Annotated in this window: 20 protein-coding genes; 8 read left to right on the top strand and 12 right to left on the bottom strand. The window is 59.8% G+C overall.

The genetic code is table 11. The features are described 5' to 3' along the window. Positions 1-84: 84 nt before the first annotated feature. Both Q1A44_RS00900 and Q1A44_RS00895 read right to left on the bottom strand, forming a co-directional pair. Positions 85-855 (bottom strand): ChaN family lipoprotein, encoded by a 771-nt coding sequence (locus Q1A44_RS00900; RefSeq protein ID WP_299618233.1) that lies wholly within the window; start codon positions 853-855, stop codon positions 85-87. Then, complete coding sequence (locus tag Q1A44_RS00895; protein ID WP_299618229.1) at positions 852-1730, bottom strand: RNA polymerase factor sigma-32; 879 nt, start codon at positions 1728-1730, stop codon at positions 852-854. The genes Q1A44_RS00900 and Q1A44_RS00895 overlap by 4 nt, the downstream gene beginning before the upstream one ends. Positions 1731-1833: 103 nt before the next feature. Here Q1A44_RS00895 and cobU point away from each other — a divergent pair, with 103 nt between their 5' ends. The 4 genes from cobU (at position 1834) to Q1A44_RS00875 (ending at position 5270) form a co-directional block, all read left to right on the top strand. Continuing rightward, complete coding sequence (cobU, locus tag Q1A44_RS00890; RefSeq protein WP_366942588.1) at positions 1834-2343, top strand: bifunctional adenosylcobinamide kinase/adenosylcobinamide-phosphate guanylyltransferase; 510 nt, start codon at positions 1834-1836, stop codon at positions 2341-2343. Then, the gene (locus Q1A44_RS00885; protein WP_299618222.1) at positions 2340-2912 is read left to right on the top strand and encodes a histidine phosphatase family protein; all 573 of its coding nucleotides are present in this window, start codon (positions 2340-2342) and stop codon (positions 2910-2912) included. Before cobU ends, Q1A44_RS00885 begins: the two co-directional genes overlap by 4 nt. 60 nt (positions 2913-2972) lie before the next feature. Continuing rightward, complete coding sequence (locus tag Q1A44_RS00880; protein WP_299618218.1) at positions 2973-3650, top strand: glutathione S-transferase; 678 nt, start codon at positions 2973-2975, stop codon at positions 3648-3650. Between the two features lie 108 nt (positions 3651-3758). Continuing rightward, positions 3759-5270, top strand: coding sequence for a YifB family Mg chelatase-like AAA ATPase (locus Q1A44_RS00875; protein WP_299618216.1), 1512 nt, complete (start codon positions 3759-3761; stop codon positions 5268-5270). On the opposite strand, the gene Q1A44_RS00870 is transcribed toward Q1A44_RS00875, so the two are convergent. The 4 genes from Q1A44_RS00870 to rsmI all read right to left on the bottom strand — a co-directional run bounded on the left by Q1A44_RS00870 (position 5240) and on the right by rsmI (position 8487). After that, positions 5240-6157, bottom strand: a complete 918-nt coding sequence (locus tag Q1A44_RS00870) for an alpha/beta hydrolase (protein ID WP_299618214.1) — start codon at positions 6155-6157, stop codon at positions 5240-5242. The two genes, Q1A44_RS00875 and Q1A44_RS00870, sit on opposite strands and share 31 nt — an antisense overlap. Then, the gene (gene gshB, locus Q1A44_RS00865) at positions 6154-7089 is read right to left on the bottom strand and encodes a glutathione synthase (RefSeq protein ID WP_299618212.1); all 936 of its coding nucleotides are present in this window, start codon (positions 7087-7089) and stop codon (positions 6154-6156) included. The genes Q1A44_RS00870 and gshB overlap by 4 nt, the downstream gene beginning before the upstream one ends. A gap of 99 nt (positions 7090-7188) precedes the next feature. Then, a complete protein-coding gene (locus Q1A44_RS00860; protein ID WP_299618210.1) occupies positions 7189-7614 on the bottom strand; it encodes a YraN family protein in 426 nt (141 codons plus the stop codon). Positions 7615-7617: 3 nt separating this feature from the next. Continuing rightward, positions 7618-8487 (bottom strand): 16S rRNA (cytidine(1402)-2'-O)-methyltransferase, encoded by an 870-nt coding sequence (gene rsmI / locus Q1A44_RS00855; protein ID WP_299618208.1) that lies wholly within the window; start codon positions 8485-8487, stop codon positions 7618-7620. A gap of 139 nt (positions 8488-8626) precedes the next feature. On the opposite strand from rsmI, the gene Q1A44_RS00850 reads away from it, so the two are divergent. The 4 genes from Q1A44_RS00850 (at position 8627) to Q1A44_RS00835 (ending at position 16437) form a co-directional block, all read left to right on the top strand. After that, positions 8627-9769 carry a penicillin-binding protein activator gene (locus Q1A44_RS00850; RefSeq protein WP_299618206.1) on the top strand — a complete coding sequence of 381 codons (1143 nt, stop codon included), beginning with the start codon at positions 8627-8629 and terminating at the stop codon, positions 9767-9769. Positions 9770-9870: 101 nt separating this feature from the next. Then, positions 9871-12576, top strand: a complete 2706-nt coding sequence (locus Q1A44_RS00845; RefSeq protein WP_366942592.1) for a [protein-PII] uridylyltransferase — start codon at positions 9871-9873, stop codon at positions 12574-12576. A 342-nt stretch (positions 12577-12918) separates the two neighbouring features. Next, on the top strand, positions 12919-13479 hold the full coding sequence (locus Q1A44_RS00840) for a recombinase family protein (RefSeq protein ID WP_299618202.1): 561 nt from the start codon (positions 12919-12921) through the stop codon (positions 13477-13479). 669 nt (positions 13480-14148) lie between these two features. After that, positions 14149-16437, top strand: coding sequence for an NACHT domain-containing protein (locus Q1A44_RS00835; protein WP_299618199.1), 2289 nt, complete (start codon positions 14149-14151; stop codon positions 16435-16437). 686 nt (positions 16438-17123) lie between these two features. Here Q1A44_RS00835 and Q1A44_RS00830 read toward each other — a convergent pair. From Q1A44_RS00830 to mreC, 6 genes are all read right to left on the bottom strand, one after another. Then, a complete protein-coding gene (locus Q1A44_RS00830) occupies positions 17124-18056 on the bottom strand; it encodes a glyoxylate/hydroxypyruvate reductase A (protein ID WP_299618196.1) in 933 nt (310 codons plus the stop codon). A gap of 143 nt (positions 18057-18199) precedes the next feature. Next, a complete protein-coding gene (locus Q1A44_RS00825; protein WP_299618192.1) occupies positions 18200-18673 on the bottom strand; it encodes a hypothetical protein in 474 nt (157 codons plus the stop codon). Next, positions 18670-19809, bottom strand: a complete 1140-nt coding sequence (gene rodA, locus Q1A44_RS00820; protein WP_299618190.1) for a rod shape-determining protein RodA — start codon at positions 19807-19809, stop codon at positions 18670-18672. Before rodA ends, Q1A44_RS00825 begins: the two co-directional genes overlap by 4 nt. Then, positions 19806-21749 carry a penicillin-binding protein 2 gene (gene mrdA, locus Q1A44_RS00815; RefSeq protein WP_299618187.1) on the bottom strand — a complete coding sequence of 648 codons (1944 nt, stop codon included), beginning with the start codon at positions 21747-21749 and terminating at the stop codon, positions 19806-19808. The genes rodA and mrdA overlap by 4 nt, the downstream gene beginning before the upstream one ends. Next, positions 21746-22285 (bottom strand): rod shape-determining protein MreD, encoded by a 540-nt coding sequence (locus tag Q1A44_RS00810; RefSeq protein ID WP_299618185.1) that lies wholly within the window; start codon positions 22283-22285, stop codon positions 21746-21748. The genes mrdA and Q1A44_RS00810 overlap by 4 nt, the downstream gene beginning before the upstream one ends. Beyond that, complete coding sequence (gene mreC / locus Q1A44_RS00805) at positions 22282-23172, bottom strand: rod shape-determining protein MreC (protein WP_299618182.1); 891 nt, start codon at positions 23170-23172, stop codon at positions 22282-22284. The genes Q1A44_RS00810 and mreC overlap by 4 nt, the downstream gene beginning before the upstream one ends. Between the last annotated feature and the right edge of the window lies 1 nt (position 23173).

The raw sequence follows: 23173 nt of genomic DNA, 5'->3' as shown, positions 1-23173 counted from the left end.
GGGATGTTGAGGCAACCATAGTGCGGCGGTGGGGCGAGGGCCAGCCCGGTCACGCGTCCCCGTAAAACCGACGTGTGGTCCGCCCTAGCGAAAGGCCAGACAGGGATCGGGCCGGTCAACACCGGGCGTGGTTTCCATGAGGTCGAATTCACCGGCCAGCGGGGCGTCGCTCTCTGCCTGACCCAAAGCGATAACCGTGACTTCCGGGGCAGCCGCGGCCAGATAGACGGGCATGCCCCAATCTGTGCGGGCGTGCCCGTTGCCGGTGATCACAACCACAGGGCCGCCGGTCAACTCAAGGGCGCGCAACGCCATCTTGGCCAGTTCCGCATCGCGCAGACGTTGAATATCGACCATCGCAGGCAGCAAATCGGGGGGTAGAGCATCGCAATGGGCAGCCATCTGCAACGCTTCGCGCGCCTCTTGCTCTTGCTTGTCCAAGGGCGTGGTCAGCCCGTAAGCCCCGGCACCGATGCCAAAGGCAAAGGCGACGCCGTCGGTCATCGCCTGCCGTGCGGCTAATCTGGGCACGCCCGCGCCAAATACGCGTGCATCTGGTGCGGCGGCAAAGATCGGGTAATACATGGCAAAATCGGGCCACCCGCTGTCACGCCAGCCAAAGGCATCCTCAAGCGTGGCGGCATCCGCGCCGGGCACATGTTTCAGGGCCTGCGTGGCGGTCAGCATCTCAAAGACCAGCGCGCTGGGCTGTACTTGCGCCACAATCTCGGCCTGTCGGGCATGGTGATAGGGGTTGTCGTGAAACTCACCCAGAACGACGACATCTGCATCAAATTGGCCCGCCCAAAGGGGCAGGCCGATCAGCGTGAGAACAAGGGGGACCACATACCTCATGCGAGGAAGTGATGGACCTCACGGCTTTGGTTTTCCAGCGATTTGCGCATTTTGTTAAAGGCCGCCGCCTCCAACTGGCGCACACGCTCTTTGGACAGGCTGAGTTCCTGACCAAGGCTTTCCAGCGTGCGGGGCTGATCGCGCAACTTGCGTTCACGTACGATGAACCGCTCGCGTTCGTTCAGGGCGTTCATCGCAAAGAGCAGCCATTCGCGCAGCTGTTCGGTGTCGTGCGAATGTTCAACCGTCTCTGCCGCCTGGGGGCTGTCGTCTTCAAGCGCGTCAATCCACTCGCGGCCTTCATCCTCAACCGATTGGGTCGCGTTCAGAGAATAGTCAGAGCCGGACAGGCGCCCTTCCATCATCTCGACATCATGCAACGGCACGCCAATCTCGGTCGAGATCATCTGGCGCAGCTGGTGTTTGTCCAGCGTTTCGCCCGCCGCCTGGCTTTCCCGCTCAAGCCGGGCCTGCACACGGCGCATGTTGAAAAACAGGGACTTCTGCGAAGAGGTCGACCCGGTGCGGACCATCGACCAGTTGCGCATCACGTAATCCTGGATCGATGCCTTGATCCACCAGACCGCATAGGTTGAAAAGCGCACGCCACGGTCTGGGTCGAATTTGTCAGCGGCCTTCATCAGGCCCAAACCCGCCTCCTGGATCAGATCGTTCATCGGCGCGCCATAGCGTTTGAACTTGGACGCCATCGAAATGGCGAGGCGCATATAGGCGGTAATCAGGCGGTGCAGCGCCGCCTCGTCCCGCTCGTCCCGCCAGGCATAGGCGAGTCGCAGTTCGGTTTCCGCGTCTAGCAATTCCGCCTTCATGGCGGTGCGCGACAATGACATCTCTCTTACATTATCCAAAGCCATAGATCGTCCCCCTGAACGGTTGGTCTTGTTTTGCGCACTTGTAGTATTTACGGAGCAGGTGCCCTCTTGGTTCACTGGAAAGATTAAAAAAGTGTTGTCAGGCTTGAGTTTCGTTTTAGGTGGGGCTGCCTCGGGCAAGTCCGTGTTTGCTGAGGGTCTTATAGAAAACAGTGGTTTACGCCCTGTTTATCTGGCGACATCCCGTGTCTATGACGCCGAGATGCAGGAGAAAGTTGATCTGCATATTTCGCGTCGTGATGCCCGGTGGGAGACATTTGACGCGCCGAAGGACGTGGCGGCGGTGTTGTCTTGCTGCACATCAGACCAGGCTGTTTTGCTCGATTGCGCGACCATGTGGCTGACCAATGTGATGCTGGATGAGGACGATCTGGCGACGGCGCAGTCCGGTTTCCTGTCGGCCCTCAAGGCGTGCCCAGCCCCCGTTGTCGTGGTGTCGAACGAGGTGGGTCAGGGCATTGTGCCCGAAAACGCGCTGGCCCGCCGGTTCCGCGAGGCGCAGGGGCGGTTGAACATCGCGCTGGCGGCGCAGGCGGATTGCGTGATCCACGTCGTCGCGGGCCTGCCGCAGTGCCTAAAGGGGGAGATGCCATGACCACCTGGCACTGGGTCAGGCACGGGCCGACCCATCAGAAAAACTTCACCGGTTGGCGCGATGTGCCTGCGGACCTGTCGGATCAAGGGGCCATCGACCGGCTTTGCGCACATTTGCCCGAGGGTGCTTTGGTGATCTCGTCAGACCTGACGCGCTCCGTCACCACTGCCGACGCGATCCAAGGGGGGCGCAGGCGGCTGCGCCACGACCCCGCTCTTCGCGAATTCCACTTCGGCACCTGGGACGGTGTTCATTTCAGCACCGTAGCCGATTGGCACCCTGACCTCAGCCGCGCGTATTGGGAAAGCCCCGGCGATCACAGCCCCCCCGGCGGCGAAAGCTGGAACCAATCGGCGGCCCGCGTGGCCATGGCCGTCCGGCGGATCGAGGCGGCGCATCCCGATGCCCATATCGTCGCTGTCGCCCATTTCGGCGTGATCCTGACGCAGGTGCAGGCGGTGCTGGGCCTGTCGGGTTACGAGGTACTCGGCCACAAGATCGACCCGCTCTCTGTCACGACGCTGCACCCGGCCCGGGGCAAGGCTGAGACAATCAATCACCACCCTTGATGGGCAGCTTCACAAATCGGCGTTGGTCAAGGGCGCGGGGCACGGGCTAGCCTGCGGGTCATGACGTATGACCTTTATATCGGCGATCGCACCTTCTCCAGCTGGTCCTTGCGGGGCTGGCTGATGATGGAGAAATTCAATCTGGCGCACCGGGTGCATCTTGTGGGCCTCTATTCCGGCACGATGGCCGATGATCTGGCGCCTTTGCCGCCTGCGCGGCTGGTGCCTGCGATACGGTGCCCGGATGGCACGGTGGTCGGCGAAAGCCTCGCCATGGCCGAGACGCTGGCCGAACAAAACCCCGAGGCCGGGATGTGGCCAGCGGATTCAGCGGCCCGGGCGACGGCCCGCTGGCTTTGCGCCGAAATGGTCGGTGGTTTCGGGGCCTTGCGCGGCGACTGTCCGATGCAGTTGCAGCATGTGAATGTGGGGTTTGAGCCGTCCGAGGCCGTCAAAACCGACCTTGCGCGGGTTGAAACCCTCTGGGCCCATGCGGCCAAGTTCAAATCGCAAGGCGACTGGATCTTTGGCGCATATTCGCTGGCCGATGTTTTTTACGCCCCCGTCTGCGCCCGGATCATCGGCTATGACCTGCCGGTCAGTGGTGCAACCCGCGCCTATTGCATGCAAACGATCAGCGACCCGGCCTTTCAGACATGGCGCGCCGAGGGGCAAAAGGTAACCTATGATCCATTCCCCTATGACATGGGCACAGCCACCAAAGTGTGGCCCATTTAACTTTCATTGTTCCAAAAATACTCAAAATCCCAACGCTCCACCTGGCGTTAACCAATCGTAAACCACGCCCCGTTAGCCATTAACCTTTGAGGACAAGGAGAACGGGGCATGGTCTCTCGCGCCTATACGGTCGCATTTCAGGGGGTCGACGCGCGCGAGGTCGAGGTGCAGTGCGCCATGACACCGGGCATGCCCGCTTTTTCAATTGTGGGCCTGCCGGACAAGGCGGTGTCAGAGGCGCGCGACCGGGTGCGCGCCGCGCTTACGGCGATGTCGATCGCGCTGCCCTCGAAACGGATCACCATCAACCTGTCGCCCGCCGACCTGCCCAAGGAAGGATCGCATTTCGACCTGCCCATCGCCATGGCGCTGTTGGCGGCGCTGGGCATCCTGCCTGACGACGCGGTGGAGGGGACGGTGGCGCTGGGCGAATTGTCTCTCGACGGCACATTGGTGCCGGTGCTGGGCGCATTGCCCGCCGCCATGGCTGCGGCGGAACAGGATCGCAGCCTGCTCTGCCCTGCTGGGTCAGGGGCCGAGGCAGCCTGGGTCGATGCCACGTCGGTGATTGCGGCCAAATCCCTTGGCGCGGTTGTGCGCCATTTCACCGGACAAGCGCCGCTGGAACCGGCCCAGGCGGGTCAGATCGCTAGCTCAACCGGCCTGCCCGATCTGCGCGACGTCAAGGGCCAGGAACGGGCCAAACGCGCGCTTGAGATTGCGGCGGCGGGCCGTCATCACCTGCTGATGGTGGGCACGCCCGGATCGGGCAAATCCATGCTGGCTGCGCGCCTGCCCGGCATCTTGCCGCCTTTGTCGGCGATGGAGGCGTTGGAAACCTCGATGATCCACTCGCTTGCGGGCCTGTTGGATGCGGGCGGCATTTCGATGGACCGCCCCTTTCGCGAACCGCATCACACGGCCTCCATGGCCGCGATCATCGGCGGTGGGCGCGGCGCCAAACCGGGGGAGGCATCGCTGGCCCATAACGGTGTGTTGTTCATGGACGAGTTCCCCGAATTTCCGCGCACGGTGCTGGAAACCCTGCGCCAGCCCATCGAGACGGGCGAGGTGATGATCGCGCGGGCCAACAACCATGTGAAATATCCCTGCCGCTTCATGCTGGTGGCTGCCGCAAACCCTTGCAAGTGCGGCTACCTCAGCGACCCGGCAAGGGCGTGTGGCCGCGCGCCCGCCTGCGGCGATGACTATATGGGCCGGATTTCGGGGCCTTTGATGGACCGGTTTGATCTGCGGGTTGACGTGCCGCCGGTCAGTTTTGCAGACCTAGACCTGCCCCCAACGGGTGACAGCACGGCAACTGTCGCCACCCGCGTGGCCACGGCGCGCAAGGTCCAGACGGCGCGTTTTGCCGAGACTGCGCTGCGCTGCAATGCGGATCTTTCGGGGGCGGCGCTAGACGATTGGGCGACGCCGGACGCGGAGGGGCGTGCGCTGCTCACCAAAGTGGCGGAACGCTTTGGCCTGTCGGCGCGCGGCTATCACCGGGTCTTGCGCGTCGCGCGTACCATCGCCGATCTGGACGGGGCAGAGGCCGTGCAAAAACCGCATGTGGCCGAGGCGGTCAGCTACCGGGTGGCGGCGCTTGCCCTTGTCTGAACCCTGATCCAGTCCGCCAGCGCATTCAACGTCTCATGCGCCTCGGGGATCAGCGTGTGAAACATCGGCCAGACGTGGGGCAAATCGTGTTCCACGGTCAGATCGACGGGGGCTCCTTGCGCCCGCAAGCGCTCGGCCATGCGCAGGGTGTCATCGCGCAAAATCTCGGTATCGGCCACGGCCAGCCAGACGGGCGGCGCGCCGTGAAAATCGGCGAATAGCGGGCTGACGCTTGGGTCTTCTCGGGGATGATCGGGGATGTAGGCCTCGGTCATGTCGGTCATGCGCGATGCGGGCAGGACCACCTCGGTTTCGGCATTTGCAGTTACGCTGTCGCCCGAATAGGTCAGGTCCGTCACCGGCGACAGGGCAAAGACGCCCGCCGGGTGCGGGTCGCCCGCCGCGATGATCTGCGCGAGCAGGGACAGGGCCAGGTTGCCGCCTGCACTGTCACCGCCGATGATGATCTGGGCGGGGTTCACCCCCTGATCGAGCAGCGCGCGATAGGACGCATATGCGTGCTCGGTCGCGGCGGGGAAGGGGGCTTCGGGTGCCAGCGGGTATTGGGGCAGAACGGCGCGGGCGTTGGACTTTTTCGCCAGATGAGCGACCATTTTGGCGATGGTGCGCGGGCTGCCAAAGACAAAGCCGCCGCCGTGGAAATAAAGTAGAACCGGCGCGGTTTCGTCTGTCGTAGCGCGCAGCTTCAGAGCCGGTTTGTCGGCGAGTTCGGCCCATTCCGCCAGAACCCCAAGCGGGCCGCGAAAGAACAGCGCCGCCTTGAGCTCAAAGCTGATCCGCAGGGCGCGCGGGCTGGTGGCGCGGGTCAGAAAAGGCTTTTCTGTCCAGCGCAGCCAGTGGTTCAGGATCGTGGCCCTCAGGCTCATGCGCATTTGGCCTCGATAGCGTGCCAGATCTTTGCGGCGATGTTGACGCCGTCAAAGCGCTCCAATTCCTGAATGCCGGTGGGCGAGGTCACGTTGATTTCGGTGAGGTATTCGCCAATGACGTCGATGCCGACAAAGACCTGGCCCTTTTCGCGCAGAAGCGGGCCGATGCGAGCGCAGATTTCGAGGTCGCGGTCGGTCAGGCCGATTTTTTCGGGGCGCCCGCCCACATGCATGTTGGATCGGGTTTCGCCCGGGGCGGGGACACGGTTGATCGCGCCCACGGCCTCGCCGTCGACGAGGATGACGCGTTTGTCGCCATTGGACACATCGGGCAGGAATTTCTGCACGATCAGCGGCTCGCGGGAAAAGCCGGTGAACAGCTCGTGGAGCGAGGACAGGTTGCGGTCGTTGGCATCGAGGCGGAACACACCCGCGCCGCCATTGCCATAAAGCGGCTTGAGGATGACATCGCCGTGTTGGGCCTTGAACGCCTTGATCGTGTCCAGGTCCCGGGCAATCGTCGTGGGCGGGGTCAGATCGGGAAAGTCCAAAACCATCAGTTTTTCGGGATAATTACGGACCCAGAACGGGTCGTTCACGACCACGGCCTGCCCCTTGAGCCGGTCCAGCAGGTGGGTCGAGGTGATGTAATGCATGTCAAAAGGCGGGTCCTGGCGGAGCCAGACCACGTCGAAGTCGGCCAGATCCACGTCGCGCTGAGGCCCGAGTTGGGCGTGATCGCCCTGGACCCGCTGCACCGTCATGTCATGGCCACGCGCGGTGATCCGCCCCTCTTGATAGGCGAGGTGATCGGGGGTGTAGAAAAACAGGCTGTGGCCGCGTGCCTGCGCCTCTTCCGCGAGGCGAAAGCTGCTGTCGGCATTGATGTCCACGGCCCCGATCGGGTCCATTTGAAAGGCGATTTTCATGGCGCGTCTCCGGCATTGTACCGGACCTAGATGGCGCAGCGCGGCCCAAGGCGCAATGGGGTGGCCCTGTGCGCCTGCGCAGGGCGCAGGCTCAGCCCCTTAAAAGAGGGGCCCGAAGGCGTTTTCCATTAGGCGCACCGCGCCGGTGCCATCCACAAGTGCCACGTCAAAGCGCACATCCCGCAGGCTGCCGTCGGCCAAGGTACCGAGATATTCCTCGCCCGTGGTATAGAGGCGGCGCACCTGCGCGGGCGTCACATGGGACAGGGCCGTGTCAAAATCGCGGCTTTGCTTGACCTCGACAAAGACGATTGTGTCGCCATCAGCCACGATCAGGTCAATTTCGCCACGCTGCCCATGCCAGCGCTGTTCCAGAATGATGTGGCCATGTTCGACAAAGTGGCGTGCGATCTGATCCTCTGCGGCGAGGCCCGCGTGATAGGCCATGCGTCCGCGATGGACGTTTTGCGCAGGAATGACGGGTGGCGCGGTCTGAAAACTGTGATCCCGGTCCGCGAAACTCATGGTTTAATCCTCTGGGCTGCCCCTGGCGATGTCGAGGGCGCGTTGATAAATCTGCCGCTTCGGTACGTTCAGGGTGTCGGCGACAAAGGCGGCGGCGTCTTTGGTGGACATGGTTTTGAGGGCAGAGTGTAGAGCGGAAGTGATGTCGAGATCGTTAACGGGGGCCCCGGATTGACGGTCGATGAGGACGACCACCTCGCCTTTGACGGCTGTATTTTCGTAAAATTCGCTGAGTTCCGCCAAGGTGCCCCGCCGCGTTTCTTCGAACCGTTTTGTCAGCTCTCGACACACTGCCCCCTGCCTGTCGCCGCCCAAAACCTCTGCGGCGTCCCGCATCAGCGCGCCGACCCGCTTGGGCGATTCGTACAGGACCAGCGTTGCCTCGATCCGCGCCAACCCTTCGAGCGCCTTTTTGCGCGCGCCTGTCGCATTGGGCAAGAATCCGGCAAAGTGAAACGCATCCGTGGGCAGGCCCGCCACCACCAGCGCCGTCAGCACCGCCGAGGGCCCGGGCGCGCAGGTCACCGCCACATCGGCTGCGCGCGCGGCGCGGGCCAGTTCGAACCCAGGATCAGCGATCAGCGGCATCCCGGCCTCTGAGGCATAGGCCACGCTGGCCCCGCCTTGGGCCCGCGTGATCAGCCGTTCGATCACGCCCCCCTTGCTGTGGTCATGCAGCGCCTCGATCCGACGCCCGCCCAAAGGCACGCCGTGAATCTCCATCAATTTGCGCAAGCTGCGGGTGTCTTCGGCCACCAGGATTTCTGCGGAGGCCAGCACATCCAGCGCCCGCAAGGTGATGTCGCGTGCCGTCCCGATGGGGACACCGACAAACCACACCCCCGCAGCCAGAGGGACCTGAAGATGATTCAAAGCTGGACCCGCCTTTCCTGACGTCTATTATCCGCCCCAAATCAAGCGGGAAGGCCAAAGCGAGCCAAGCCCCAATTTTCGGGAGTAACTGTACCTCATGTTCGCGTTTTTGAAATCTGTGCGCAAGGCGGGACGCCTTATGCTTGTTCCGCTGGCCGCAATGGCGCTGGCCGCCTGTGACCCTGCCGCTTTGGGTGGCCTGGGCGGCAGTACCGGCCCCCGAATCAATACATCTGAGCCTGTTCCCGTTGCCCTGCTTGTGCCCAGGGGCGGGTCGGCCAGCGATGACCTGCTGGCCCAAAACCTTGAAAACGCGGCCCGATTGGCAATGCGGGACCTGAACGGGGTCGAGATTGACCTGCGCGTCTATGGCACCGCCGGCAATGCCCAGACCGCCGCCACCCAGGCGGCCCAGGCCGTCAATGACGGGGCCCGGATCATTCTTGGTCCGCTCTATGGTGAAGCGGCCAATGCCGCAGGTGTCGCAGTGGCCGCAAAGAACGTGAACGTGCTGGCCTTTTCCAACAACCCGACCATCGCGGGCGGCAACGTCTTTATCCTGGGGCCGACCTTTGACTCGTCGGCCAATCGCCTTGTGCAATACGGCACCCAGCAGGGTCGCGACCGTGTTGTCATCGTCCATGCGCAGGATGTTGCCGGGCAACTGGGCCGCAATGCGATCCAGCGGGCCATCACCCGCAACGGTGCAACGCTGGCCGGCACAGTAGATTATCCGCTGTCTCAACAGGGTGTCGTGAACGCGGTCCCGCGTATCCGGTCGACTATCAGCCAGAGCGGGGGCAACGCCCTGTTCATGACAGCCACCACGGCGGGTGGCCTGCCCTTGCTGACGCAGCTGTTGCCCGAGGCGGGGGTAAACCCGACCAGCACGCAATATATCGGCCTGACCCGGTGGGATATCCCACCCCAGACCCTTGACCTGCCCGGTGTGCAGGGCGGTTGGTTTGCGTTGCCGGACCCAGGCCGCACCAACGCTTTCCGCGCGCAATACCAGGCCGCCTATGGCGGAGCGCCGCACCCTGTGGCGGGCCTTGCCTTTGACGGCATCGCTGCTGTCGGCGCCCTTGTCAGCCGGGGCAATCCCAATGCGCTGAGCGGCACGGCCCTGACCCAGGGCGCGGGCTTCCAAGGCGCATCTGGCGTCTTTCGTCTGCTCAATGACGGCACCAACGAACGCGGTCTGGCCGTGGCAACCGTGCGCGACAAGCAGGTTGTCGTGATCAGCCCCGCACCGCGCGGATTTGGCGGCGCAGGCTCGTAACCCAAGCCCGCGCCCAAGGCAGGAGCACACCCAACGTGACCGACGTAACTGAGGCGGCCCCTGTCCCCGTCTTGCCGGAGCTGATCTGCCCCCGGCAGGACATTTTTGACACCACAGCCTTTGCGGCCATTTTGGCCGACGCACAGGCACTGCCCCCCTCGGAGGGCCGGGCCCTCGTCGTGGCCCATTTGCGCGCGGGCCAGAAGGCGGGCCGCGCCGCCATCGCCGACGCCTTTCGCGCCAACCCGTTCCGGTCGCGCCCCACCACGCGCGCCTATACCTATCTGACCGATCAACTGGTGGCGGCGGCGGTGCGCACGGCCGAAACCTGCATGCACCCTAATCCAAACCCGACCACCGGCGAGCGCCTCGCCGTGATTGCCGTAGGCGGCTATGGTCGGGGCGAAATGGCCCCTTTCTCGGATGTGGATCTGCTGTTTCTGACGCCCTACAAGATCACGGCTTGGGCCGAGAATGTGATTGAAACGACCCTCTATATCCTGTGGGATCTCAAGTTGAAGGTGGGTCATGCCAGCCGCACCGTCCGCGATTGCATCCGTCTGGGAGGCGAGGATTTCACCATCCGCACCGCCATGCTGGAGCATCGCTTTCTCATGGGTGATGCGGCCCTTGCGGACACCTTTGACCAAAGCCTGCGCGCGGACTTGTTTCAGGGCAGCGAACGCGAGTTCATCGAGGCCAAGCTGGCCGAGCGGGACAACCGCCACAAACGGCAGGGCCAACGCTATGTCGTTGAACCCAATGTCAAAGAGGCCAAAGGCGGTTTGCGTGATCTGCAATCTCTTTTCTGGATCGGCAAGTATATCCACAAGGTACAGGATGCCGCGGAACTCGTGCCTTTGGGGCTCTTTACCGAGGATGAATTTCGCAGCTTTGTCGGGGCGGAGGATTTCCTTTGGGCCACCCGGTGCCACCTGCATCTGATTTCGAACCGGCCGACGGATCAGCTGACCTTTGACATGCAGGCCAGCGTCGCCGAGGCCATGGGCTATCAGGACAAAGCAGGCCGCCGCGCGGTCGAACAGTTCATGCAGGACTATTTCCGCCATGCCACCGAAGTGGGCGACCTGACCCGCATCTTTTTGACCAAGCTTGAGGCGGTTCACCTCAAGGCCGAACCCCTGCTGGAGCGGTTGTTCAAGCGCCGCCCCAAGGTCAAGGACGGCTATGAGGTGATCCACAACCGGTTGGCCATCGCGGACGAGGCGGGGTTTCTGTCGGACAAGCTAAACCTCTTGCGCCTGTTCGAAGAAGCGCTGCGCACCGGCATGTTGATCCACCCCGACGCGATGCGTCTGGTGAAATCGAACCTTGATCTGATCGACGACGAGATGCGCAATGATCCCGAGGCGCAGCGTCGCTTCCTTGATTTGCTGCTGAAACACGGCAACCCCGAACGGGCCTTGCGCCGTATGAACGAGTTGGGCGTTCTGTCGGCCTTTATCCCCGAGTTCGAGCACATCGTGGCGATGATGCAGTTCAACATGTATCACAGCTATACGGTGGACGAGCATATCATCCAGTGTGTCGCCCAATTGGCGATGATCGAAAAGGGCGAGCTGGTCGAGGACCTGCCGGTCGCCTCGTCGATCCTCAAGACCGGGGTGAACCGCAAGGTGCTGTATGTCGCCCTGCTTTTGCATGACATCGGCAAGGGGCGGGAGGAAGACCATTCCATCTTGGGTGCTCAGATGGTGCGCAAGATCGCCCCGCGTCTGGGCCTGAAACAAGACGAGGTGGACACCGTCGAATGGCTGGTCCGCTATCACCTGTTGATGTCCGATATGGCCCAGAAACGCGACATCGCTGATCCGCGCACGGTGCGCGACTTTGCCAAGGCGGTGCAGACGGTCAAGCGGCTTGATCTGCTCTGTGTTCTGACGGTCTGTGACATTCGCGGCGTTGGCCCCACCACCTGGAACAACTGGAAGGCCGTGCTGATCCGCGCCCTCTATCGCCAGACCAAGCGGGCGCTTGAGGATGGGATGGAGGCGCTGAACCGCGACAACCGCGGGGCAGAGGCGAAAAAGGCCCTGCGCGCGGCCCTGTCCGATTGGCCCCGCAAGGATTTGCAGGTCGAGACCGCGCGCCACTATGCGCCCTATTGGCAGGGCCTGCATGTCACGGCCCATGTCACCATTGCCAAACTGTTGCGCGACATCGGCGAAAACGAGATCGCGATGGACCTGCACCCCGATGAGGATCGCGACGCCACCCGCGCCTGTTTCGTGATGCCCGACCACCCGGGCATCTTTGCGCGGCTGACGGGGGCCTTGGCGCTGGTCGGTGCGAACGTGGTCGATGCGCGCAGCTATACGACCAAGGACGGCTATGTGACCGATGCGTTCTGGATTCAGGACGCCGAGGGCAACCCCTATGACCCCTCGCGCCTGCCGCGCCTGCGCAAGATGATCGAACGAACCCTGGCAGGCGAGGTCGTGACCCAGGACGCCATCCGCGACCGCGACCGGGTGAAAAAGCGGGAAAAGGCGTTCCGCGTGCCGACGCACATCACCTTCGACAACGAAGGGTCTGACATCTACACCATCATCGAGGTCGACACCCGCGACCGCCCGGGCCTCTTGCACGACCTATCGCGGGCGATGGCGGGGTCCAACGTCTATATCGCCAACGCGGTCATCGCGACCTATGGCGAACAGGTGGTGGACACGTTCTATGTCAAGGACATGTTCGGCCTGAAATACTACTCCGAAGGCAAGCAAAAGACTCTGGAAAAACGGCTGCGCGAGGCCATCTCCGAAGGGGCAGAGCGGGCGGCGGGGTAGGTTCCGCGGTGTAAAACCAGCCTCGGTCGATAGTGTCGGAACGGGTGTTCTCGGTTTGAACGAAACAACAAAGACGCGTCCGGCCCATTGTTGTAAGGACTTACGCGCCTCTGCTGCGGCGCAGCAAAAAGGAGACAATGGCAGCTTCGAGCCCAGAGGCACCGATGCTGCAATCTGCATAAACGTCAGTAACATCGCTAAAATGCGCCGTTCGTGTCCATTTTGAGTATAATCTGTCAGGACCAGAAAACTAAACCAAAATTCGTCCGATTAGACTTGCGGAATCGTTTATGGGACACTAACTATTTTTCGGACACTCAAAACGGACGGAGAACTCAAGATATGGCTGAACTTGTTGGATACGCACGCGTTTCGACACGCGCGCAATCTCTGGACATTCAAATAGCCGCGCTGACGCGCGCAGGGGTCAAGGCAGAGCACCTCTATTCTGAGAAAGCATCCGGCAAAAATCGCTATGCACGTGACGAACTTAGTGCCCTCCTGCACCGAGGTGTTCGAAAAGGCGACAAACTTGTTGTTACCCGGCTTGACCGCCTCGCGAGATCACTTCGCGACCTTCAAAATATCTCCCACACTCTTCGAGAGAAAGAGGTCGAACTGTTGGTACTCGAACAAGCAATTGACACCGCAACAGCCGAAGGTAGACTTTTTTTTAATATGCTTGGAGCAATCGCAGAGTTTGAGACAGAGATAAGGAAGGCCCGTCAGCGGGAGGGCATCGACGCAGCACTTGCTTTAGGTGACGAAAGCCCCTTCCAAGGTCGACCCCCTTCAATTGAGGCCGACAAAGTCCGGAAGCTAAGAGAGGAAGGCCATACACCCACCGAAATTGCGAAAACTATGGGAATTGCGAGATCATCAGTGTATCGCTACCTTACGTAGCGAGCGTTTGGCAATTTACGAGCTAAAATTAATTATTACTTTACAGATACTTAGGGAAAAATGCGGAACCCAATTTTCTACGGTCACTGGCGTCAAATGCTAAAAATCGCACGAGATTTAGCTTCGACGAGTGCACGTCGAGATTCAGACAGTCTTTCCAACCACTCGGCTTCAATAATACTCAGTAGAACTTGCCTCGAAATATTTTTTAATGAACTCTATTTCCTTCAAATTCATGAAGGAGTTCTGTCTGAGCGATCTACTTTCTACTCCCACATGAAGGAAAAACGATACAAGCTGAGTTACAAGAACTTCGTTAATCTACACATATGTGAACGGTTAGAAGTTACCTTACCTGATCCAACTGAAATGCTTGTCAACGACGTATCTTTGCAGAACCAAATTAGGAATTACTGCATCCACTACACCGCTTCGGATGTGAAGCAACAACTCACACTTGATTTCAATGCGCATCCAAACTTCCAAGACATTAAAGCTCAAGGGGCAGACACGCCCCAAGAACTCTACATTAACAAGAGAACCGCCGAATGGTGCAACTCAGTCGCGTTGAAGACGATAATCGCGGCTGAAGAGGGCCAACAACAAGCTCACTCCAACTCCGAAATAAATATAGCACACTGTTTAGACTTGCTGACGTAAAGGACCGATATGGGAGAATTTTCGCAAACACTAGGGTTTCTAGGGCTGTCTGACCCAACTGAAAATCAGCTTGAAACCTGTAGCATTTGGAAGGGCACGGAAGATACAGTATTTGATGCCCGAGTGCTTACTATGTTGCAAGTGCGCTCTTTTTCATCTCAGGCCCAACTCGAGAGAGAACTGTCTTCTCTGGCGGTGGTGCCCTCCAATGCTGTTCTCACCACAATCCAAGAAAGGGCCAAAATTACTGCAATACTCAAAGCTCACGGTATCAACGCGGTCGAAACTGAAGATCAAATTCTCTTCAGAAATGCTACCAAAAAATTTGGGAATAGGTCGTTGCGAGCAAAGGAAGAGCTCTACATTCAGCCTACAATCCGAGACAAAAAGGAAAAGAAGGACAGCAGCGCTTCGAGAGCCATTGTCGACTGGCTCCGGGCTGATCGCATTGATGACAGAGTTGCAATTATTACCGGGAACGCTGGCTTTGGGAAAACTACATTCTGCAAAGAAATCGTAGGCACGCTCCAATCACTTCCAAATCTAACGCGTCTACCCATCTACATCGACTCTAGCCACTGGCGTCACCTTGTTAATGAAAAGCGGTTTTCTGTGAGAAGCGCATGTTCAGAAGCCGTAGCAAAAGCGTACCCAAATTCAGCGATTGGTGACGAAGCAATCGAACACCTGATTTCTAGGGGGGCAATTCTTCCAATTTTCGACGGATTGGACGAGCTTTGTACGGATGCCTACACTGAGGCCACCGTCGGCGACATTATTGCTCAAATGGAGAACATTTTCGAAGAAGACAGTGCCGGAAAGGCCATTTTCACGAGTAGATCCACCTTCTGGGCAGATGTGCGCAGTTCCGAGAGAATGAAATTGCATGAGTATGAAGTCTTACCGTTCGACAACTCACAACGTGAAGAGTTCTTGAACGGATGGTTCGAGCTCCATACAGGAAACCGCAAGTTTGCTGAACAGACCCTAGCAATCGTGGACAGCAGCTCACCGACGGCCAATCAAACCCAGAATGGAAGTTCCATTCGCTTCTCGCAATCACCTTATATATTGCGTCTTGTTTGCTTGAGCGCGACACATAGAAAAGGAGGCGACTTTGATAAAGATGAGTTTCTAAATCGCACCGATCCTCTTGACGGAATCATTATTGCGGCGGGGAACCGCGAAATCCGAAAAAGCGGCATTTCTTACACAACACAAAGCGGCGTACTGTTTTCTCTCAGCTTATTGCATGGCGACGTATTCTCAGTCGAAGAATTTCTATCAATTATGGATCTATATGATCTCGATGAGGACGCCCTCGATGGAATGCTATCTCACCACTTCATCGGAAACTCGGGCAGTCGAAAATCATTCTTGTTCAACGGTATGAGCGATTACTTGAGAGCTAAAGGATTGGCAGAGTTTATTTTCAAACAAAACGATAACTTTATTGGGGTTGAAGAGTATCTCCGTCAAATCAACAATCTGAAAGATACGTCTGTCGAGTTATTCGCAGACATCTCAGCATTCTACGCCAATGCTTCGCAACTTAGCGACTATTTTTCTGATAGACGGGTTAGTCAGCATTTTCGCAACCGTTCTGCACAGGGCCTGATCCTCTTGTTTACAAGCTGCTGCAAAAAGGCGTTCAACTTGAATCGGTTCGAGGTGGGCGAGCTACTTGCGGAAGTATTATTGTCAGGCAAAAAGTGCTTCAAAAACCTCGATTTCTCCTGCCATTTTGAAAGTTTTGACTTTTCCGGGTTCGAGTTTCACAATTGCCGCTTACAAGATGTTGTATTTCGCGACTGTACTTTCGATAAGCAGACCAATTTCTCAGGATGTACTTTCGACGGTGAATTCGAAATTCAGGGCTGCACAGATTTCGATGAGGTAAATGATAAAAATTGCAACTTCAAATCAATGCAGGCTCGCTCAACGTTTGATAATCGCAGTTCTCGCGTTTCTTTAAGAAAGACGACTCCAGATGACATCAAGGCGCTCACGCGTGAAACACTTCGCCTGCTAAACTCACGTGATAACAACACATTCTTGGATGTAAGTCGGGAAGGCGTCTTGTCTCGCTTGCAGAAGAAGAACTCGTATTTGGCAGCAGACGTCCTCGTCTCATTGGAAAAAAGTGGAGTAATTAGAATAAAAAACGGAACGAAGGGTCACCGTGCGAGGATCGAGGTTGGCAACATCGGAGATGTCCTCGCATTTTGGGACGACGGTGCTGAGATTGGAACAGTGCGCGATGCTATTTCAAAGCTCTCCAGCAAACATTGCAGGTGAATGTTCATTAGGTCTAAATGTACATGTTGAATGGGCAGAAACTTACTTCTGTCATCATGGAATAGGCTGAATACAGTGGATTGGCGAAAGGTTGTTAAATGACTGAGAGTTCCGACGATAAATTCCTTACAGAACTTGAGAGACTCAAGGTGCGTCTTGACTGGATATGTGAAGAAGAGGCTCGTTCCGCTCAGTTTGGAGGATTAGCTGCCAGTGGACACTTTCAACCTGAGCGAGACCGCATTATCGAACGAACCAATGAAGTGCTGACCGAATGGGAGACGTCCATTAAGACGCGGCGGTCCCCCGAACAAAGAGCTTGAACCTAGCAACTTCTGTGTGTTCTTTGTACAAACTGCAGTACAGGACACGTGTATACGTTTGAAAAATAACCAAACTATTGAATGTCCGTCCAATCCATCATCGGACAGACCAAGGATCAGTCTCGAACACGCAGATACGAGGAAGATCAATGTCGCCTGCCACGCGATAGGAGCCGTCCGAGTTTACGTTGTCGATGACGGCTTTGTCCGCACTGCCGACTTTCAAGTGTTACATTTGTCATGGCCTCTGCACCAATGTCTAAACCACCGCGCGAACATGGTGCACACATCGGGTGCGGTTTTTGGCCAAGACGGGGCATGCAACAAGATGAAGACGTTCAAAGGCGCTCCTAAATGGCCCCTTTAATATCCCGCCGACCGGTCCACTTGATAAAGAAACGTCTCATCTGCCTCGCCCCGCCGGATGTTTTCCGCGACGGTTTTCGACGAATAGGCTGCGCGCGTTTCTGACGCCACATGCGGGGTGATTGTGACGTTAGGCGTGGTCCAGAACGGGTGGTCCTGAGGCAATGGCTCCACCCGGAATGTGTCGAGTGTGGCGTGGCCTATCTGACCCGAAGCTAGTGCCACCAGCAGGGCGTCGTCGTCGATCAGCGGGCCGCGTCCCGGGTTCAGGATGCGCGCGCCGTGCGGCATCAGCGCAAGCGTTTCGGCGTTTAGCGTGTTTTCCGTCGCGGGCGTCTTGGGCAGCAGAAGGACGCAGTAGTCGGCGCGCCTCAGCGCCTCGGTCAAACCGTCCGGGCCGGACAGGCAGGTGATCCCAGCGATGTCCTTTTGCGACCGGCTCCACCCCGTCACCTGAAACCCGAGACCTGCCAAGGCTTGCGCGCAGGCGGTGCCCAGCTCGCCAAGGCCCAGCACCGTCACGCGGGTGTCAAAGGACAGTGGCGGGGCCACGGGCGCCCACGTGCCGGGGGCGGCCCCGATATGGGCGTCCATCCCCAGATGCAGGCGCAGCACATGGCCCGTCACCCATTCGACCATCCCTTGGGTCAAGGCCGGATCGACCATGCGGCACAACGGGATCTTCAGCGTCTCATTGCCCACCACCGCCTCGACCCCGGCCCAGAGGTTCAAAACCGCCTTGGCGCGGGTGTAGGTCGTGAAATCCTGCACCGCGGAATTGGGCGCATAGACGATGTAATCGACGATCTCGGGGGCCATGTCTGTGGCGATATACGCCTCTACTCCGATGGCCGCGATGGCATCGCGCAAGGGCGCCTCATATTCGGCCCAACGGGCTTCGGTGGCAGCGAAAAGGACGTTGACGCTCATGTGTTGTACTCCGTGCCGTGGCTGGCCAAGCCTGTGATCCTGATCCGAACCTGAGCGGGGTGATTACAGTGCTCTGGTCGGGGGTGTTTGCGCCTTGTGTAACGCCGTAAGCGCGGAATGCAAAAGGCCGATTGCGGCGGGTCTTAAACCGCGACGCGGGACAGATAGGTTTCGCGGTTTGCGCCGGGGGTGCCCTGACCGCTCAGCATTGTGGCGGTCCAGGCTTGAACCTCAAAAGTGACGATCTCCATCTCCCAGATGCAGCCAAAGACTTCGGTCTTGCCCGTCTCAAAACGGGTGGGGTTGGACCAGGGCGCACGGATCTGATCGCTGTGGGCCAGTACGCTGCCCCATTGCCAATAAAACGTCGGCACAACCACAGCGACCTGGGCAAAATGAATGATCTGAAAGCCCACCCCGTGATTGCCATCCGGGTTCTCCAGGGCCCCGGCGTCAGGCAGGCGGGCAAGGGCCGCATCGGCGGCCGCGGTTGCAATGTCTTCTGCATAGTCTCGCCCGTCGGCGAGGATGGCATAGCGTTTCAGGTGCCATCCGTTGCGGGCTACTGGATCAAGCGTCAGCACGGTGCGCGGGCGGAAGGCATCCAGATGCGTCATCGCGGACGGTGGACATGCGCGCTTTGCGCCAACCCAAAGGCGAGCATCAGGACCAGCATGGCCGATCCCCCATAGCTGACCAGCGGCAGCGGTACGCCGACCACGGGGGCCAGCCCCATAACCATCGACATGTTCACGGCGAAAAACAAAAAGAAGTTGAGCGCGATACCCAAGGTTAGGAGCGAGGAGAAGCGGTCCTTGTTGGCCAGCGCCGAGACCACGCAGAACACGATGATGAGGGCGTAAAGAACCAGGAGCGAGAACGCCCCGACAAAGCCGAATTCCTCTGCCAAAGTCGTAAAGATAAAGTCGGTATGTTTCTCGGGCAGGAAATTCAGGCGCGATTGCGTGCCCTGCATGAACCCCCGCCCGGTCCAGCCGCCAGAGCCGAGCGCAATCTTGGATTGGGTGATGTGATAGCCCGCGCCCAACGGATCGGTAGAGGGGTCAAGGAAGGTGTCGATGCGCCGAAACTGATAATTCTCCAGCAGTTGCCAACTGGTTCCGCGTGACTGAAACACCGCCGTCAAAAGGCCGATGCCAGAGGCGAGGACAGCGGCAAAATAGGCCCAGTGCACACCGGCCAGAAACATAAGCCCGCCGCCTGCCGCCAGCAGCAGGATCGAGGTGCCCAGATCAGGCTGGTTCAGCACCAGTGCTACGGGTGCAATGATCAGGATGACGGGCAACAACACCCAAAAGGGGCGCGATTTTCGGTGCGAGGGCAGCCAGTCGTAATAGGCAGCCAGCATGAGAACCAGCGTGACTTTCATCAGTTCGGACGGTTGCAGGCGCATGAACCCCAGGTCGATCCAGCGTTGCGCCCCCATCCCGACAGAGCCAAAGAACTCAACCGCAATGAGCAGCATGAAAGACACCGCATAGGCAAATCCCGCCATGCTCCGCCAGAACCAGATGGGCACCATCGCCACGATCAGCATCAGGACAAATCCCATGGCAAAACGCTTCATCTGGGTTTCGGCCCAAGGGGAAAACGACCCGCCCGCCACGGAATAGAGCATCAAGAACCCGATGCCCGCCACCGCCGCCAGCAACAAGGCCAGCGGCCAGTTCAGGTACAACAGTTTGCGCGGGCCGGTCGGGACATATTTGACCGTGTACTCAAGATAACTCATGCCTGATCGCTGCCCTGCACATTGGCCACGGGACGCACGCCGCGCAGGGTGCGCTGTTGTTCAGCGATGCGGTCCCGGTCCTTGGTGGGATATGCATCCAGGGGCGGCTCGCCCCCATAAAGCGCCTGGAGGGTGATGTCGCGGGCGATGGGGGCTGCGGCCTTGGACCCGCCGCCGCCATGTTCGACCACCACGGCCACTGCATATTTGGGATCGTCATAGGGGGCAAAGTTTACAAACAGGGCGTGGTCGCGCCGTTCCCACGGCAGATCCTCGTTGCGCGTCACGCCGCGCGCACGTTCGGCGGCGGTGATGTTGCGCACTTGCGAGGTGCCTGTCTTGCCCGCCATGCGCATCGCGTCCTCAATGATGCGGCTGCCATATGCGGTGCCGCGCCGGTCATTGACCACGGCAAACATCGCCCGGCGCATCTTGCGCAGGTTGTTTTCGTTCATCCCCATGCTGGGACCTGCCCCGGTCGGCTGTTCAATGCCGTCGATGTTTTTGATCAGGCGCGGTTTGACCGCCGTGCCACTGGCCAACCGAGCCGTCATCACTGCCAGTTGCAGCGGCGAGGCCAGCATATAGCCCTGACCGATTGACGCGTTGACTGTGTCGCCGATCACCCAATCGCTGCCATGCACGCGGTTCTTCCACGCCTTTGTGGGTGTAAGGCCCTGCACCACGGCCGACATGGGCACATCGTGCCGTTCGCCCAAGCCAAAGCGGTTGGCCATGGCGGTGATTTTTTCAATCCCCACCTTGAGGGCCAAATCGTAATAGTAGACGTCGCAGGACTGTTTGAGTGAATTTTGCAGGTCAACCCAGCCGTGACCCGCCCGTTTCCAACAGTGGAACTTGCGCCCCGCAACCTCAAGGTGGCCGGGGCAATAGACGGTTTCGTCCGGGCCAATCAGCCCTTCTTCAAGCGCGGCCATCGCCGTGATCATCTTGAAGGTCGAGCCGGGCGGATAGGCCCCTTGCACGGTTTTCGAGGCCAGCGGTCGATATTTGTTTTCCGTGAGTGCGTTGTAATCACGGTTGGAAATCCCGCGCACGAAAAGGTTGGGGTCAAAGGTTGGGGCGGAGGCGATGGCCACCAGATCGCCATTGGTCACGTCCATGATGATGGCGCTGGCACTCTCGTCAGCGATGCGCGCCTGCACGTAACTTTGCAGGTCCGCGTCGACGGTCAGTTGCAGGTCAGAACCGGGGATGCCCTCGCGCCGGTCCAACTCGCGCATGACCCGGCCCGTGGCGTTGACCTCGACCCGCTTGGCGCCGCCTTTGCCGCGCAAGGGCGTTTCGGCCTTGGCCTCGACACCGACCTTGCCGATCTGAAATCGGGGAATGCGCAGCAATTGGTCGGGGTCTTCGATCCGTTCCAGATCAAAGTCGCTGACCGGACCCACATAGCCCAGCACATGGGCAAAGTCCGAACCACGGGGATACACCCGGCTGAGGCCCACCTCGGGCGTGACGCCGGGCAGGGCGGGGGCGTTGACCGACACGCGGCTCAGGTCCTCCCACTGCACCTCGTCCGCGACGGTGACGGGCAAGAAAGGGGCCGAGCGTTTCATCTCGGTACGCGCGCGCTCCACCTCGTCGGGGTCGAGATTGACGACCGCGGCCAGCCGCTCCATCACTTCGTCCACGTCGCCCGCATCTTCACGCACCATCACGATCCGGTAGCTTGGCACGTTGCGGGCAAGCGGGATGCCGTTGCGGTCAAAGACTTCGCCCCGCGCGGGTGGGATCAGCCGGATGTTGATCCGGTTTTCTTCGGCCAGCAGGCGAAACTGATCGGCCTGGTCCACCTGCAAGAACTGCATCCGGGCCCCAAGCGCACCGACAAAGGCCAGTTGAACGCCGCCCAGGATCAGGGCGCGCCTGCCAATAACCCTCTGATTTGCTTCACTATCAACGCGGGGCCGTTTCATGATCGTACTCCCTTGCCGCCGATATCATTCGGGGCTGCCTTGCGCACCCCCATGACCGTGTGCGTGATGCCGAGCACCAGGGGATAGGCCAGCACCGTGACCGCGATCTGGATCAGAGCCGGGCCGATGGGTGGCATTTCGACCAGCAGGATCGCGAGGATGATCCGGTAGCTGATGCCGATCCCGATGATCCAGGCCGTGACCGAGGCGAGTTCCGTCGCGAGGCTCGCGTCCCTCAAGCTGCGCGATTGCAGCTTGACCCGTTCGCAAGCGATCAGTGCCAGCAGGGCCCAGAGCCCGGGGGGGCGTTGCAGCAATAGGTCTGCGAGCAGGAACGCCGCCGCCAGCAGGACGGCGGGCACGTATTTGGGACGGCGAACGGACCAGGCCAGCGCAAAGGTCAGGATCAGGTCGGGCCATATCAACCCGCCCGTCGCCGTCTGCAGCGGCAGCAGATGAAAGAACAGGATGGTGAGTATCAAAAGCGCAAACGCGCCCCGCATCATCCAAAGCCGGGAGGGGGTGAGATCGTTCATTCCGTGCCCTCCTCGATCAGCAGAGCAGACGGCGCAGGGCCCAGAACATCGGTGGTGTCAGAAACGGGTTCGGTCCCGTAGTGGCGCAGCACCCGCAGAAATTCGAGCCTTTCATAGTCAGCGGCGAGGCGCACGCGCAAACGCCCGCCGGGGTCGGCGGCCACCTGGCCCAACAGCAGTCCCGCCGGGAACACACCACCATCGCCGCTGGTCACCACCCGGTCGCCGGGGCGCACGAGATCGGGGTTTTCCAGAAAGTCGATGGGTGGTGCGGCAGAGTTGTCGCCCGCCACAATCGCCCGCTGACCCGAGGGCTGGATGATGGCCGGAATGCGGCTGGAGGCGTCGGTGGCCAAAATCACCCGCGCGGTGTTCTGGGCCACGCCTGACACCCGACCCACGAGGCCGATGCCGTCCATGGTGGCCCAGCCTTCGACGATGCCGTCGCGCGCGCCGACATTCAGCAGAACGGACTGGCGGAAGGGGGAGCCAGAGTCCGCCAGAACCACGCCGGTGATGTAGGTCAGGCGGGGATCGAGGCGCACGTTGTTGAGGTCGAGCAGCCGGGCGTTTTCCTGCTCAAGCTGCAAGGCCGCCTCTTTCCACGCTTGCATCTGGCGCAGCTCGCGGCGCAGTTCGGCGTTTTGTTCGGCGATCCGCCGGTAGCTTTGGAAATCGCGGATCAGGTTCACTGTGCCCGTTACGGGGGCCATGGCCCAATCCATATTGGGTACGATCCGATCGGTGACCTGGGCGCGGAAGCGTTCAACGCGGGGGCTGTCGATCCGCCAGATCAGAAAGGTCGCCGCCAACGCAAGCACCAGAACAGCCAGAACCAGCCGCCGAAGCGGTCCTCCGTAGTCCACGTTTGTGCGGTCCTTGGCCAAG

It is taken from the genome of uncultured Tateyamaria sp. (assembly GCF_947503705.1).
GTDB lineage: Bacteria > Pseudomonadota > Alphaproteobacteria > Rhodobacterales > Rhodobacteraceae > Tateyamaria.
This window is presented reverse-complemented; position numbering and strand designations above follow the sequence as displayed.